The 14739-nt window shown below is 44.6% G+C and carries 12 protein-coding genes and 1 tRNA gene; 11 read left to right on the forward strand and 2 right to left on the reverse strand.

The window, feature by feature from the left end:
• Positions 1-126: 126 nt before the first annotated feature.
• From RJ60_RS08025 to RJ60_RS08035, 3 genes are all read left to right on the forward strand, one after another.
• Positions 127-861 (forward strand): DUF4912 domain-containing protein, encoded by a 735-nt coding sequence (locus RJ60_RS08025; RefSeq protein ID WP_099829157.1) that lies wholly within the window; start codon positions 127-129, stop codon positions 859-861.
• Positions 862-865: 4 nt separating this feature from the next.
• Positions 866-2470, forward strand: coding sequence for a glycoside hydrolase family 57 protein (locus RJ60_RS08030; protein WP_099829158.1), 1605 nt, complete (start codon positions 866-868; stop codon positions 2468-2470).
• A 139-nt stretch (positions 2471-2609) separates the two neighbouring features.
• A complete protein-coding gene (locus RJ60_RS08035) occupies positions 2610-4811 on the forward strand; it encodes a peptidylprolyl isomerase (protein WP_099829159.1) in 2202 nt (733 codons plus the stop codon).
• Positions 4812-4844: 33 nt separating this feature from the next.
• On the opposite strand, the gene RJ60_RS08040 is transcribed toward RJ60_RS08035, so the two are convergent.
• Positions 4845-4920, reverse strand: a tRNA-Gln gene (locus RJ60_RS08040).
• Positions 4921-4976: 56 nt separating this feature from the next.
• On the opposite strand from RJ60_RS08040, the gene RJ60_RS08045 reads away from it, so the two are divergent.
• The 8 genes from RJ60_RS08045 (at position 4977) to RJ60_RS08080 (ending at position 13363) form a co-directional block, all read left to right on the forward strand.
• On the forward strand, positions 4977-6641 hold the full coding sequence (locus RJ60_RS08045; RefSeq protein WP_099829160.1) for a nucleoside kinase: 1665 nt from the start codon (positions 4977-4979) through the stop codon (positions 6639-6641).
• A gap of 11 nt (positions 6642-6652) precedes the next feature.
• Positions 6653-6928 (forward strand): metal-sensitive transcriptional regulator, encoded by a 276-nt coding sequence (locus RJ60_RS08050; RefSeq protein ID WP_099829161.1) that lies wholly within the window; start codon positions 6653-6655, stop codon positions 6926-6928.
• Complete coding sequence (locus RJ60_RS08055) at positions 6929-7708, forward strand: tRNA (adenine-N1)-methyltransferase (protein ID WP_099829162.1); 780 nt, start codon at positions 6929-6931, stop codon at positions 7706-7708.
• Complete coding sequence (locus RJ60_RS08060; protein WP_099829163.1) at positions 7701-8939, forward strand: S41 family peptidase; 1239 nt, start codon at positions 7701-7703, stop codon at positions 8937-8939. The genes RJ60_RS08055 and RJ60_RS08060 overlap by 8 nt, the downstream gene beginning before the upstream one ends.
• Entirely contained in the window at positions 8936-9610 is a 675-nt protein-coding gene (locus RJ60_RS08065; RefSeq protein WP_099829164.1) for a hypothetical protein, read from the forward strand. Before RJ60_RS08060 ends, RJ60_RS08065 begins: the two co-directional genes overlap by 4 nt.
• 103 nt (positions 9611-9713) lie before the next feature.
• The gene (locus RJ60_RS08070; protein WP_099829210.1) at positions 9714-12125 is read left to right on the forward strand and encodes an RND family transporter; all 2412 of its coding nucleotides are present in this window, start codon (positions 9714-9716) and stop codon (positions 12123-12125) included.
• Positions 12126-12128: 3 nt separating this feature from the next.
• Positions 12129-12746: a hypothetical protein gene (locus RJ60_RS08075; RefSeq protein WP_099829165.1), complete on the forward strand. Its 618-nt coding sequence runs from the start codon at positions 12129-12131 to the stop codon at positions 12744-12746.
• Positions 12743-13363: a metallophosphoesterase family protein gene (locus RJ60_RS08080; RefSeq protein ID WP_099829166.1), complete on the forward strand. Its 621-nt coding sequence runs from the start codon at positions 12743-12745 to the stop codon at positions 13361-13363. Before RJ60_RS08075 ends, RJ60_RS08080 begins: the two co-directional genes overlap by 4 nt.
• A 65-nt stretch (positions 13364-13428) precedes the next feature.
• Here the strand turns inward: RJ60_RS08080 and RJ60_RS08085 are convergent, their stop codons facing one another.
• A complete protein-coding gene (locus tag RJ60_RS08085; RefSeq protein ID WP_099829167.1) occupies positions 13429-14682 on the reverse strand; it encodes a Glu/Leu/Phe/Val dehydrogenase in 1254 nt (417 codons plus the stop codon).
• Positions 14683-14739 lie beyond the last annotated feature (57 nt).

Raw genomic sequence — 14739 nt, forward strand, 5'->3', positions numbered from 1 at the left:
ATTTAAGTTGTCTGCGAAAGAAAATTGATAATAATCACCTTTAGTCAACTGTAATCACTTGAATTATCTTCCTGGAGTATGTTATCATCTACTCGTGGAGAAACTCATGCCCAGGAGGTTTTCAACATGATTAACGAAGAAATTCAATCATTTTTAAGTACCGACCCGACGATTCAGGATCTCCGACGTTTCGCGAAAATGATGGGGATTAACCTTAAGAGAACTATGGGAAAAAAGGATATCTCTCGTGCTCTGAAGAAGCATGCTCAGGAGAGCAAACATGTTTCGAGCGATGCAGCGACAAAGACTCCCTCAGAGATCCTCCGCCCTTCCAAGCCAGTAAATGCAGAGATCCCATCATCGTACTTTCATGATTTTGTTACTATCCATCCAGTGAATCCTTACTGGGTGTATGTGGTGTGGGATCTTTCTGAACGAACTGCTCGAGATCTTTCGACCTCTCAATTCAGGCTTCTTGTAAGAGTCAGTGATATTACTAACATCATCTACGATGGAAAGAATGCTCACAGATTTAAGGAGTCTGACATCTCTATCGATGCGGGCAACTGGTATTTCCAGGTTGATTTTCCCGATGCAGACTACATTGCCGAGATCGGTTACTACATTGACGGTCATTTCAAGAGCGTTCTTAAATCTGGAATTACGCGGACACCGAGGAACTCGCCGAAGTTTACCGATAATGAAATCTGGGTAGATCTGAGAAAAGGCTCTAGGAAAGAGTTGAAAGTCTCTCACGAGAGTTCTAGACGTGCGAGAATCACGAAATCTTCGGGACCAACAGGCAATCCTTCTTCTGAAGAGTTCATCAAAACTATCTCGAAGAGCAGAAGCGGGAGATGATTTTATGAGCAGAGGGAGATTCGTATTAATGCTCCATGCGCATTTGCCGTTTATCAACCACCCTGACTTCCCGAGCTTCATGGAAGAGAGATGGCTGTTCGAGGCCATTACAGAGACATATATACCTCTCTTACAGGCTTTCAGAAGGCTGAGGAGTGACGGAGTGAATTTTAAAGTGACGATGAGCATAACTCCGCCTCTGATGGAAATGCTTGCTAATAACGACCTGCAGAAGAAGTATCTCAATTATCTTGGATCATCGATTGAGCTTGCAGGAATAGAGATTTCGAGAACCTCTGCAGAACACCCGGCCGCCAACAGGCTGGCTACGCATTATCTTCATGAACTGGAAGACATTAGGAAAGTCTATGAAGAATGCAACTGCAATCTGGTTGGAGAATTCTCAGGGTTCCAGGATAGCGGAGAATTGGAGATTGTAACATGTAACGCTACTCATGGTTTTCTACCTCTGATGACCAATTTCCCTGAGGCGATAAATGCTCAAATAAGCATCGGAGTTGACTCCTATAGGAGACATGTTGGGAAGGACCCCAGAGGAATCTGGCTGGCCGAGTGTGGTTATGTCCCAGGCTTCGATTCGTATTTGCGCGAACACGGACTTTCTTTCTTCTTTGTTGACTCTCACAGCCTTTGGTACGGAGATCCGGCACCGAGATACGGAGTATACAGACCGGTAGTTACACCAGAGAATGTTTTTGTGTTCGCAAGAGATCCCGAATCAAGTCAACAGGTATGGAGTGCCGAAGTTGGTTATCCCGGTGATTCAAGGTATAGAGAGTTTTATAGAGACGTGGGCTTCGACAGGGAAGAGGACTATATTAGGCCCTACATAGATCCGAGTGGAGAGCGGTGCAACACTGGAATAAAGTATTATAAGATAACTGGTAAAGATGTACCCCTCAACGAAAAGAGCTATTATGACTTGGACGATGCCCGAAGAGCTACTGTAGAACACGCAAAGGATTTCGCAAACAGAAAGAGAGAACAGGTTAGGAGGTTATTCAGTCAGTTTGACGGAGAAGAACCTGTAATCGTTGCTCCTTTCGATGCAGAGTTGTTCGGTCACTGGTGGTATGAAGGCCCTCTGTTCATTGAGGAGCTTTTCAGAGAACTTAACGGAGATGACATTGTTGTTCCTTCAACTCCTTCAGAAGTTATCAACTCAATGGATCAGGCACAGGTAGTCACTCCCAATACCTCTACCTGGGGAGCCAACGGATACAACGAAGTTTGGCTGAATGGTAGAAACGACTGGATATATAGGCATCTGGACGAAGGCTCCAGGAGAATGATTGAACTCGCAAGGAAGTTTGAAAGAACAGACGACGCACTTAGAATCAGGGCGCTAAATCAGATGGCTAGAGAGCTTCTTCTTGCTCAGTCAAGCGACTGGGCATTCATCATAACAACTAACACGACAGTGGAATACGCTGTTAACAGAACCAAGACTCATATTGACAGGCTGCTGAGGCTCTATGGAGAAATCGAGAGTAATTCGATAGATGAAAGCAGACTGAAGACCCTGGAATGGATTGACTCAATATTTCCGCACATTGACTTCAGGGTCTACGCTAAGCAGGTCGGTTAGTTAAATCCATCATTTTTCTTGACGTTGCGCCGATTACAAGAGCAAACTTACTATGGTATAATTCGTGAAGCCGGGGGAGGCATGAACCTCCCCCTCTTGGTTGTAGAGTATTTGGTGCTTGGAGGGAGTTGAAAAGTAAATGCCAAAGAAGAAATCCAGAGGAAATCCTAATTTCATGAAATCTATTCAACGGCCTGTCGTTTGGGCAGTAGCTGTACTCTTTGGAGTTGGAATTATTTGGTGGTCCGTTGCCCAGTATATTGGAGGCGGCTCTCAAGGAAATCAACAGAACACAGGAGCTACGGTCAATTTCAGCGAAACCGTTGGAGGGCTCACAAAGGACGGCACACCTCTTTCTGATCCAAATTACTGGATTACCTATTCAGAGTACGAAACATCGGTACGCGACACACTAACGAACCTGAGAAGCCAGGGGTATACCCTAGATCCGTATTTTGAGATGGAAAACTATCCCAGTGAAATGGGAATTAGATACGACATATTCATGTCATTGATCGATCAGAAGACACTGCTTCTCTATGCAACAGAGAATGAAGTCCTTCCGACGACTGCACAGGTCGAGTCTGAGACAAAGAGGATAGTTGATCAGTATGTTGCAGATGAAGAAACCAGATCCGCAATAATTTACCAGTACGGTTCTGTCGATGCCTTTTCAGCGCTCATCAAAGACTATGTGGCAACGCAGTTGCTAACTGTGAATGTCGCAAACAAGGCGATTCCAGACATGAATAGTCGCTTCCAGACTTTTGTTGAAGAGAATCTAGAAGGTTTGAAGTTCGATTATGAGAGGGTAGATGCAGACCATATCCTTGTTTCTGATGAAGCGAGCGCAGTCGAAATAAAGGCGATGATTGAGAATGGTGAGGTCTCATTTGCCGAAGCCGCTACTAGGTATTCGATAGACACAGGTACTGCAGCCAGTGGCGGTGCCCTTGGGCAGTTCAGAAGAGGAGAGATGGTTCCTGAATTCGAAGACGCTTCTTTTGACGCAACTCCCGGCGTTTTGGTCGGCCCTGTCGAGTCACAATTCGGGTACCACCTTATACTTGTAAACAACAAGTCTACATTCGACAGCTTCGAGGAATTCGTTAACACTCCCTCTTATCAGACTGAAATGAATCAGTTTGAGAACGCTGAATTCGACAAATGGATCGCAGAATACAGAGTGGAGAATAATCTATCGCATATGATAAACGATCCCGATCTTGAGATGTATTCCAAGTATGATGAAGCAAGAAGAGACAGACAGGCGGCCAAGAGATTTCTGGAAGAACTCGAAAGCGACTATTTTGACGAATCCGGAAATGTCCTCATAGGCGAATCGTACCTTCCGGTTGTCTTCTATACGCAGTTAGTTGAGGACGAGGTAACCAACCTCAGATATCAGGTGTTCGATTTGGAAGATCTAGAGGATCTCTTGTTGGCTCTTCCAGCAACCGCAACATCGATGTCGATCGAGGATATTAACGATCAGCTTGAAACAATTCCGGCAACAAACACTGAATTGAGAAGTGTTCTTTCTGAAGCTAAAAGGGCCCGAGAATACATGACAGAATTCGGTGTTGAGAGTTTGGAAGAAGTTCAGGAGATGCTGGCAGATAAGCGGAAAGTCTATGACGAAACGAACTCCCGTTTCGAGAGCTCTGTTAGATACCTCTATTCTGTAATGCCCAACTCAACAAAAGTCGTAAACTATATGTACCAGATAGACGGCAACAATCCAGAAGTCGCATACATGTACAACGAGAACTCCTACAACTTGAACGTGAGGCCTCTGCTGGAGAACTCCGCCTTGCTGGATAGCTATCTTCAATACTACAGTCAGTACTTTGGAGCGCAGGCTAGATCTCTCTTGATTGACTCTCCTATTCAGAGCATAGAAGGAGATCTGAATCGAAAGGTAATTAACTCTACAGAAGCCGCGACGGATCTGAAGATTAGTGCGCTTTATCTGCTTGTTGACATCTATGAGAAGATGGCAAATCTGGAGCAAAACGAACCGCTAATGGAGATCTACCTTATGGCTGAAAAGCATTACCTGGAGAAGCTTCTGGAATTTAATCCGGAAGACGAGACTATCAGGGGTCTAATTGAGAGTATCGAATTCTATATCTCAGAACTGAACGCTAGCCAAACGATCGATGCAACCGAGACGGCTGACTCAACGGAGTTCGAAACCTCTAGCGACATGGACCTTGACACCGAAGTTACTTCAGGAGAATTGAGTGTTCCATTTGAAATCGAGGCACCTTCACAAATAGGAGATGTCGATCTGGACGTAACTCTTGATAGTGAAGGACCGAACGAGACAAATAACTAGTCATAAGAAAGGGTGGCGATAGCCACCCTTTTCTGGCTGGGGCGGCAGGATTCGAACCTACGGATGTCAGAGCCAAAATCTGATGCCTTACCAACTTGGCTACGCCCCACAGCAAATAGATTCTAACATCGACTATTTGTGGTGTCAATGATTTGGAGTGATTCTATGGCTAACCACGAGATTTTCGTAAAGGAATTGAATAAGAAGATTCCAGTTACCAAAGAGACTACTTTCTATGAACTTTCCAAAATGTGTGACGGCTTCCACAGAGCTCCCATCATGGCCGCAAAATCAGGCAATGCTTTGATAGAGCTTTGCAGAAAGGTAAACGAAGAACAGGAAGTAGAGTTCGTAGATCTGTCTTCTCTAGACGGGTTAAGAATCTATACAAGGGGAACTCTCTTCATTCTCTTCATAGCAATCAGAGAGCTCTTTGGAGCTGTGCAACTAAATGTTCATCACTCAAGAGGCCCTGGCCTTGTCTGTGATATTGAGGGTGTAGAGCCTACTTCGGATAATCTGAAGACAATTGAAAATAAGATGAGACAGCTTGTTGAAGAGGACCACGTCTTCGAAAAGGGAACGTTGGGCAAATTCGAGGCCATTAGGATGTTCAACGAAGATGGGCAGAGAGACAAGGCTCTTCTGTTCAAATACCGAAAGAAGTCAACTGTGAACATTTACAGATGCAAGGGATACCTGAATTACTTCTATGGATATATGCCCTTTTCGACAGGTGCGGTTAAGAACTTCGCGCTAATTCCGTATGGAGAATACTTCATTCTGAACCTCCCCAATACTGAAGAGCCAGACAGACTACCAGTATTTGTTGATCAGCCAAAGATCTCAACAGTCTTTCTGGAGCACGAGAAATGGGGGAAGATTCTTGGTGTTAAGACCGTGGGCGAGCTGAACGAAATAATAAGCAAAGGTCCAAAGGAGATAAGAGAGATAATCAATATTGCGGAATCTCTCCATGAAAAGAAGATCGCTGCGATTGCAGATCTCATAGCCGCACACAAAGAGCCTAGTCTTATCCTTATAGCCGGCCCTTCAAGCTCGGGCAAGACTACCTTTTCTCAGAGGCTGATGCTGCATCTAAAAGTACTGGGAATGAAACCTGTACAGATATCTATTGACGACTACTTCGTTGATAGAGAGAAGACTCCGAGAGATGAAAACGGAAACTATGATTTCGAATCGATTTATGCTCTCAACATAGAGCTATTTAACGAACAGATTTCACAGCTGCTTGACGGAAAAGAAGTCTTGCTTCCAAAGTTTGACTTCATTCTTGGAAAGAGCGGATTTCATGACAAACCTATCAGGATCTCTGAGGGTCAGCCTGTCATAATCGAGGGAATTCACGGCCTAAATGAGCTGCTCAGCAGTTCCGTACCTCACGAGAGAAAGTTCAAAATATACGTCAGCGCTCTGACGCAGATGAATCTCGATAACCTGAACAGAATACCTACTACTGATGTCAGATTATTGCGTAGAATCGTGCGTGACAATCGATTCAGAGGGCACTCGGCGCTCGATACAATAAGAATGTGGTCAAGCGTTAGGAGAGGAGAAGACAAGTATATCTTTCCCTTCCAGGAAGAGGCGGATGTGATGTTCAATTCTGCAATTGTATACGATTTGGCAGCATTGAAAGCATTCGCAGAACCTTTGCTAGTTCAGATAGACGATTCGGTACCAGAGTATCTTGAAGCTAAGAGGCTTCTGAGGTTCATAGATTACGTGCTCCCCATGACGAATCTGGAGGATATTCCGAGAACCTCCATTATAAAGGAGTTCATAGGCGGCAGTGTATTCGGTTCCTAAGAGGTGAAGGCATGCACGGAGTTGATGAAGAGACCAGGAAAGCGGTCTTGAATAGGTTGAAGAGGATCGAAGGCCAGATCAGAGGCCTGCAGAAAATGGTTGAAAACGACAGGGTTTGTGGAGACATTCTTACTCAGGTCTCTGCAGTGAACTCGGCTCTTTCAAGAGTATCGGAGATGATTGTCAAAGGCTACGCAAGAAAGTGCGTTGTCGAAGCCAGTGAATCTGGCCAAATCGAAGAACTCGATAGCCTGATTGAGAACATAATAAAACTCAGAGGAGTCTAGATGATTGAATACGGTGACAAAGTACTGATCCTGCTTGAAGATGAAGAAACAAAGTACTTCTCTGAGGTCGAGAAAGGGACAGTTCTCAAGACTCACTATGGAAACCTAATGATTGATTCAATTGTAGGCAAGGAGTTCGGAGAGAGGATCAGTCTTGGTCTGAGAGATGCGTATTTGATAAAACCGTCTATCATCGACGGAATCTTTTCGTTGAGAAGATCAACTCAGATCGTTTACCCAAAGGATATTGCGTTCATTCTCTTAAACCTGGACATAAAACCGGGTGACGTTGTCTACGAAGCCGGAACGGGTACTGGTGTAATGACTTCAGTCTTCTCTCGTCAAGTAGGTGAGTCTGGCAGAGTCGTCACCTACGAGAAGAGATCAGACTTCTTAGAGAAGGCCAAGAAGAATGTCGGGCACCTTGGATTTGCAGAAAGGGTGAACTTCGTAGCGGGAGATATTGTAGAATGCAAAGACAGTAAGGTAGCCGATGCCTTCTTTCTTGATGTTCCCGAACCTTCTACTTCTCTTGAGACTTCGACAACTATCCTGAAGAGAAGCGGTAGGATCTGCGTTCTATGCCCTACAGCCAACCAGGTTCAAGAAACGATCGGGATTCTTAGGAATCTAGGAGTTATCGATGTTCAGGTATGGGAGATAATGGCAAGAAGCTATAAGACCAATCCCGAAAGGTTTAGGCCGGAAGACAGAATGGTCGGCCATACTACATACCTGGTGTTCGGTATAAAAGTAGAAGGGAGGAAGTTGCATGACTAAGAAGAAAGCCTTTAGGATAACGGCGTCGATCGCGGTTCTTATTGCGGTCTTCTTCCTGGGGGCATTTACAACTATGACGGACGATGAGATGTTCGAGAAGTTCAGTCCTGTGTTTCAGATACTTACATATATAGAACGAAACTACTACGACATTGACAAAGTAGATTATGACGATGTGCTCAACGAAACTTTAACAGGTACGATGCGTGGACTCGATGATCCATTTGCATGGTATTTTGATCCCGTTCAAACCAGGGAGAATGAGCTTGACACAAGCTCCAAGTATGGAGGTATTGGTTCTACTGTTCAGTACAACATTAAATTTGATTGTCTTGAAGTGGTGGCACCTATGGCCGGGAGCCCGTCAGAAAGAGTGGGCCTAAGACCCGGCGACTTGATTCTTACAATAGATGGAGTACCAATTTCCGATGTCGGCTATTACGGTGCCGTCAACATGCTCAGAGGAGACCCCGATACCCAAGTGGTTTTGGAGGTCTACAGAGAAACTCTCACTGAGCCTTTCTTCGTTGAAATTACCAGGGCATTCATTGAAATAAGGAGCGTAAAGAGTGAGTTGATAGATATTGAAGATATCGAAATCTCTTATATACACATTACGGGCTTCAACGCGCCAACCTACGATGAATTCCAGGATGCTCTAAACCTTAGCAGAAACAGCGAGGCCTACATAATCGATCTGCGAAACAACCCAGGCGGACTTCTGCAAAGTGTTCTGAACATCTCATCTCTCATTCTGCCCAAAGGCCAGAGAGTAATAACGATTAGGTACAGAGACGGTCAGGAAGAAATATACAACTCATGGGGATCCAGATACAATGCCTACTTCAAAGACAAACCAATCGTTTTGCTTGTTAATGAAGGAAGCGCATCGGCCTCAGAGATACTTACTGGAGCGTTGAAAGATCACGGACTGGCAACGGTTATCGGAACAAAGACCTTTGGGAAGGCGGCAGTTCAGACTGTTTTCAATCTTTCCAATGGAGGCGAAATATGGCTACCAACTGCTCATTATTTCACTCCAGATGGTAATGATATTCATCTTCAGGGTATAGAACCAGATATCATCGTTGAACCGGGTGATGATGTCCTTGAAGAGGACGGAAGCGAACTAACACTATCCAAAGCCACTATAGACATCGAACATGATCTTCAACTTTTAAAAGCAATCGAGATAATCCTCGAAAGTCTAGGAGTGAAGACCGTAAATTGAGAATCGCAAGTTTGCCAATCGCAATTTCGCTAATTGCCCTGATTTTCGGGCTTTTGGTGATATTGTATGTTAATCTGGAAGCTCTTCAGAATATCGGGAGACGGAGTGCCGCTCCCGACTTCTTTCTTAGAAACAAGTTTCTGCCGGTGCTTGAAGGTTTCAAGAATCATCTCGAAGCAGTTGAGGAGTTCAGCTCTGTACTTAAACAGCTAGAGAAGGAAAACGTAGGACCCTGGATAATGTCTACTGAAAACGGGATGAGAACGTTTGTCAGTCCATACTTTGAAACCTTCTCGAGATTGCAGACACTTTTTGTCATTGAAAGCGGAAAACAAGGTTCAAGAGAAAGAGAGACAATCGACTTTTTCGGTTCAGTTGTAACCAGGCTGGAGTTCATCGACTACGGAGCTTTCCGACTAAGTTATATCCCCGGCTACACAATCGTTATGGAATCAGACTTCAATTCATTGCAGGAAGAAGGGTTCGAATTCGCCAGAGTCCATTATATGCACTCTCTCAGTCCTGGAAGGTTCGTTTCAGATGTTTTCTCCGGCAGTGGACCCATTGTGGTTCTCAGAGAAGGCGCGACTATTAGCGAATCCTTCTTACAGACGGTCGAGAGATACTCGATACCATTTCTTCCGGTCAGATATTTTCTTATCAGGGACTGAACACTCAGCTTTGGTCGCTTAATATCGATCTCTGGCCATGCAAAAGTTGATATACTAGAGTTGCTTGTTCAATTTAGAAGAAATGACTGAGAGTGATTATTTGTTGCAGAGATTGAGTGAGTTCGTGGTAAGACACCGTGCAGCAGTAGTAGTGTTTTTCGTAATTCTTGGCGCATTTGGTGCATACCTTTCATTGAAACTGAATATTGATTCAGATCTGCTTAAGATTCTTCCACAGGACGATCCTGTCGTGAAGCAGTACAATCGCTTCATAAACGGAGACACTTCTGGCGACGTCACTTACATCGTTCTGCAAACACAAGACAAAACTGAAAAGGGAATAGAGAATCTTATTTCGGCTGCGAGAGGGATTTACGAAGGATCGAACGAATTCAGGAGTATCGAATCCTTTGTGAGGTTCGATCTAATGTCTGATCTCGGGCCTCTGGGCCTCCTAATGGTCGATCCAGGACAACTCTCCTCAATCAGAAATCGAGATCAGGATCTTTCAAGGACCGTCCAAAGACTCGTCAACTACGATTTCTCTGCTATTCGAAGCCTTGGACAGATGTTGCTCGGTTTTGAGGACCTCAAAGGACTAGTTGCAAACGAACCGGAAGGAGAAGACTTCTTCAGCTTCATAAGACTTCCAGAATCAATTCCTGTTAACGACCCGATGGTTTTGGTTATGGGTATCAGGCTCGATGGGCCTTCTTCCGATGTATCATACGTGAAAAGAGTGATTCCAGCACTAAGAGAGTGGCTTGATGGTGTTTGCGGAGTTCACGGAGTAACTTATGGAATGGCAGGAGATCACTTCGGAACTTACGACTCGCACAGGCAAGTAAGTGATGATTTCATGCTGACAACAGTGCTGTCGCTTGCAGGAATCTCTCTTCTCTTCTTCATTGCCTATTCAAGCTGGAAGGTTACCCTTTGCGTTTTCTCTTCACTGGCTATTTCGATGTTCATCACTCTCGGCCTTGCTTACGTAATCTTCGGCTCTCTAAACATCATCACTACCTTCGTCACCGCCATAACGCTTGGACTGGGAATCGACTATGGAATACATATGATAACCAGACTTTCGGATGGTGCAAACAGAGAGAAGAACCCGGTAACTCTATTGTACAGCTCCTATAAAGCTCTTATAAAGCCTCTTTCGGCAAGCATGATAACGACAGCTCTTGTCTTCATGATCCTTGCAGTAATCAGCTCCCCGGCCATTAGAGAACTGGGGATTCTCTCTGCAATCGGTATTGTTGTCTTCTTTATCGTAATGACAGTCTATCTCCCGGCAATTTCGATCATGACCGTAATAAATCCTGAAAAGAAGGCAAACATTCACCTGCTCGACAGATTTTTCCTGAGAATCTCGAAGGTAATCTTGAAATTCGGCGTCGTTTTCGGAGGAGTTGTCTTCATGCTTATCCTGATGCTCAGTTATCTTGGTTTGAACAATATTAGAAGCTTTTCCTATACTCCTCCCGGATTGATGTCAACCGACTCAGAACAGATCGCAGTTCCCAGCCTAATTGAAAGAACCTTCGGGGGAAGCATTATAAACACAGTGCCATTTATACTTCCAGATATAGATTCTCTAAGAAGGGCGCATGAGGAAATCGATCAGAATCCGAATTTCAAGAGCTCCTTCTCAATACTTTCTGTTATCGAAGGAGGAGAGGGAGATTACATTAATCAGATGCAGCAAGTTACCAGGGAAATCAATGCGCTGAGAGACTCTCCGTTAATTGAGGCCGTTTTCAAGAAAGCAAATTACTATGACTTCGTTGTAGAACTCCTTGACAGAGCGGAATCCATTGAAGGCTCGAATGATCTTATTGACCTTGCTACCGAGGTCATACCGGAAAGCCTGAGAGATCAGCTTCTCTACGAGGCTGCCAATGGTGAGACGTATTTTGTTATGAACTCAGAACCATTATCGATGATCTATAGAAACAACGTCATAAAGATTATTTACGACAGTCTCAGTCCTGAACTCAGAGCTTCTTTCGGAGGGTATCCCAAAGTCTTCCATTACCTGATGGACCTTGTGAGAATCATCTCCCTTCCAATATGTCTGGTTGCCTTCGTAGCAATCTTTGTCGTCGTTTCTATCGAAAGAAAGTCCATCATAGACGGACTCAAAACATTAGTTCTAATGGTCGGAATTTTGATGTCGATGTTTGGTTTAATGGAATTGATGGGAATTGAGACGACTTTTGTAACTGTAATCTCTGCCCCGCTGATAATTGGAATTGGTGTGGACTCACTTGTTTACGTTATACATAGTTCTAGGGAGAAGAAGAACACAGAGCTGGCCAGAACCCTAAAATCAATAACCATGTCTTCGGCAACGACTATGCTAACCTTCTTCTCATTCATTTTTGCAAGGGGAAAACTCCTGAGCACATTCGGTGTAAGCCTCGGATTTGGGGTTCTTGTCGCACTTGTTGTTGCAACCTTTCTAGTTCCTGTGCTACCATGGAACAGCAAAAAAAAGATCGGAGGTTGAGATATGCCATTACATCTTCTGGTGGCTTACTATGTAGTTGATCATGCATTTGTAAATAATCGAAAGCTTGCAAAGATGGATGATAAGAAGTTCTGGATGCATTTCATTTGGGTCGTTCTGATCTTTCTTGCCTTCACTTTCGACGTCTTTCTATCAAGCCCTCTTGGAATACTTTTACTGATACTTTCTGTCGGCCTGACAGTCACTGTTGACATGGGCCGCAAGAGGTTGCCAAACCTCTTGATCGAAGTCATTGCGTTTTTCCTGCTGCTTTTTTTCACCTTACTGGGAAGAAGCTTCCTCGTAGAATCATTTGTCACTGTTGAGTTTTCCTGGTATCTCATGGGAATGCTTCTGGTAACCGTGGGTGTCACTTACTTTCTTCGAGGGGCCATAGTGCCGGAAGAGGCTACCGACTCAATCGGAATCGCTGAGAGAATGTCTATATTTATCTTCATTCTTGCAAATCACTGGACTTGGGTCATTATCTCGGTTGCTGCCGGGCTTGCTTTCCGGGCAGTCTTTTCAAGGGACTCCAAGAAAGAATGGATAATTAGCCCGCTTGCAGGAATTGTAATATCCTTTCTCTGGCAACTCTTTATGAGGAGATTTCTCGGTTGACCTATGCAATCGGTGACATACACGGTTGCCTTTCACCGCTCAAAAGACTTATAAAGGCGATCGATCTCAAAGCTGACGACACTCTTGTTTTCATTGGTGATTATGTGGACCGTGGACCGAACCCCAGGGGAGTCATCGATTTTCTGATATCACTTTCCGTAAACCATGACTGTCATTTCATTCGAGGTAACCACGAGCAGATGTTCCTTGATTATCTGAGAGGCGCCGAAGGATCTACGATCTGGGCTTATAACGGGATGGAAACAACAATCAGAAGTTATGGGAGTATTAGATCTGTTCCAGAATACCATATTGAGTTTCTCAACGAGACTGTTCTTCACTACGAAGAGAACAACTTCATTTTCGTTCATGCCGGGGTACGGCCGGGAATCTCCTTGAAGAAGCAGAATTCAAAGGATCTTCTGTGGATCCGAGAACCATTTCTGGAGACGCCAAACCCTATCAGGAACCGTACGGTTGTGTTTGGTCATACACCCTTAATTAGCGGCCCTCTAATTCAAGAAGGAAAGATCGGTATAGACACTGGCTGTGTTTATGGAGGCTATTTGACGGCTTACAGAGTCGACGACAACTTCTACTTATCTGAGCGACTCTGATTCTCCCAACATATAAAAAGAGCGGAAGACAATTCTTCCGCTCCGTGAATCTGACAGCAGATATATCAGGGATAGATTCCTCTGAGTTTTGTGGCGTGAGCAACCTTCTCTATAGAGTCAACATATGCGGCAGTTCTCATATCGATGTTGTACCTGTTCATTGTCGATGCTACGGAAGCGAAAGCCTCTCTCATTATCTTTTGGAGAGCTCTTCTTACGTCCTCCACATCCCAGAAATAATGCTGTAGTCCCTGTACCCATTCGAAATATGAGACTGTGACTCCTCCGGCATTTGCCAGGAAGTCGGGAACAACGAAGATCTTGTTTCCAAGAACTATGTCTTCCGCTTCCGGTGTCATAGGACCGTTTGCGCCCTCGACGATTATTCTTGCCTTTATGTTCTTTGCATTCTTCTCAGTAATCGCATTCTCAAGAGCTGCTGGAACGAGGATATCCACATCGAGTCCGAGCAGGTCTTCGTTACTGATCTTCTGTCCCTTCGGGTAGCCCTCGATCACTCCGTTGTTCTGATCCCTGTATGCGATCAGATCATCAATGTCGAAACCCTCAGGATTATAAAGTCCACCAGAAACATCACTCACACCGATGACTTTTGAACCCATCTCTTCATCTATTAGCTTCGCCGCAAACGATCCTACGTTTCCGAATCCCTGAACGGCCACCTTCGCCTGCTTTGGATCCATGTCTTTGTACTTTAGAGCCTCTTCGGCAACCACTCTTACTCCGCGACCCGTTGCTTCCGTTCTTCCCTTAGAACCACCTATTTCCAGAGGCTTGCCTGTAACGATTCCGAGAACTGAATGACCAATGTTCATGGAGTATGTGTCCATGTACCAGGCCATTATCTGAGCGTTAGTATTTACGTCTGGCGCAGGAATGTCTTCTCCTTCACCTATTATGATCTGAATCTCTGAGAAGAATCTCCTTGAAAGTCTTTCAATCTCGTTGATTGAAAGCTCTTGAGGGTTCACACAAACTCCGCCCTTTCCACCTCCGTACGGGATACCAACTACCGCGCATTTCCATGTCATCCAGAAAGCCAGTGCCTTCACTTCATCGAGAGTAACGTTCTGATGGTACCTGATTCCTCCCTTTGCCGGACCTCTGGCTACATTGTGCTGTACCCTGTGCCCAGTGAAGACCTTGATTTCCCCGTTATCCATTCTTACGGGGAAATTCACAGTTAGCTCTCTTTTCGGAAAAGACAAGACCTGCCTCATGCTCTGGCTAAGATCCATGACATCGGCAGCTTTATTGAACTGCTTAAGTGCATTTTGGAACAGACTTGTTTCGGCCACGAGAATACCTCCTCCATATTGGTGTTCTTCATTAGAATTCTATGATCATAATGAATA

Source organism: Mesotoga sp. B105.6.4 (assembly GCF_002896535.1).
Taxonomy (GTDB): Bacteria; Thermotogota; Thermotogae; order Petrotogales; family Kosmotogaceae; genus Mesotoga.